General features: G+C 76.6%; 1 protein-coding gene. It reads right to left on the minus strand.

What is annotated here, in order from left to right; genetic code table 11:
- On the minus strand, positions 1–1,512 hold a 1,512-nt coding region (locus VGR37_06155), incomplete at both ends, for a polyketide synthase (protein HEV2146963.1).

A 1,512-nucleotide genomic window follows, 5' to 3' on the forward strand; every position in this document is an offset into this window, starting at 1 on the left:
GTGAAGCACACGTCCGCCGCGTCCTGCTCCGGGTGCTCCGCCAGGTGCCGCTCCATCCGCCCGGCGAGCGCCGCGAGCGCCTCCCCGGAGCGGGCCGAGAGCGGGAGGACGAGCGGCAGCGGCGCGTCGGCGGCGGCGGGCTCCTCGAAGACGGGCGCCTCTTCCAGTACGACGTGCGCGTTGGTGCCGCTCATCCCGAAGGAGCTGACCCCTGCCACGCGGCGGCGCCCGTTCCGCGGCCACGGCGTCCGCTCCGTCGCGACGGTCACCGGGAGCCGGTCCCACTCGATGCGCGGGTTGGGCGCGTCGAAGTGCAGGTGCGGCGGGACCTCCTCGCGGTGCAGCGCGAGCACCGCCTTCACCAGGCCCGCGATCCCGGCGGCGGCCTCCAGGTGGCCGACGTTGGTCTTCACGGAACCGAGGACCAGCGGCGCGTCCGCGGGGCGCCCCTCGCCCAGCACCGCGGCCAGGGAGCGCACCTCGATGGGGTCGCCCAGCGGCGTCCCCGTCCCGTGCGCCTCCACGTAGCCCACCTCGGCCGGGGCGATCCCGGCCGCCTCCAGCGCCTCCCGGACCACCGCCTGCTGCGCGGCCCCGCTGGGAACCGTGAAGCCGCTGCTGGCGCCGTCGTGGTTGATGGCCGAGCCGCGGACGACGGCCAGGACGCGGTCGCCGTCGCGGAGCGCGTCGGAAAGGCGCTTGAGGACGGCGACGCCGCACCCCTCCCCCCGGCCGTAGCCGTCCGCCGCGGCCGAGAAGGTCTTGCACGTCCCGTCCGGCGCCACCGCGCGGGCGCGGCTCAGGAAGACGTTGGCCTCCGGCGAGAGCATCAGGCTCACACCGCCGGCCAGCGCCAGGTCGGCCTCGCCGCTGCGCAGGCTGCGGCAGGCCAGGTGCACGGCCACGAGCGACGACGAGCACGCCGTGTCCACCACCACCGCCGGGCCTTCCAGCCCCAGCACGTACGACAGGCGCCCCGCCGCCGCGCTGGCGATGTTCCCGGTGCCGTAGTAGGCGTCGATCATCCCGGGGTCGCCGGCCAGCAGGTGCATCTGGAGGTACTCGTTGGTGGTGACGCCCACGAACACCCCCGTGCGGCTCCCCGCCAGCCCTGCCGCCGGGATCCCGGCGTGCTCCAGCGCCTCCCACGCCACCTCCAGGAGGAGCCGCTGCTGCGGGTCCAGCCGGACGGCCTCGCGCGGGAGGATGCGGAAGAACGGCGCGTCGAAGCCCCGCACGTCGTCCAGGTACGCGGCGCGGCGCACGTACGACTTCCCCGCCGCCTCCGGATCCGGGTCGTGCCAGGCGTCCGCGTCCCAGCGCTCCGCCGGGGTCTCGCGCACCGCGCAGTCGCCGCGCTCCAGCAGCCGCCAGAACGCCTCCGGGCCGTCGGCGCCGGGGAAGCGGCACCCCACGCCCACCACGGCCACCGGCTCGTCCGCGGCGCGCCCGGCGCCCTTGAGGCGGCGGTCCAGCTCGTGGGCGAAAAGCTCTCTCTGGGCGGGGCCGAGC

The organism is Longimicrobiaceae bacterium (assembly GCA_035936415.1).
Classification (GTDB): domain Bacteria; phylum Gemmatimonadota; class Gemmatimonadetes; order Longimicrobiales; family Longimicrobiaceae; genus JAFAYN01.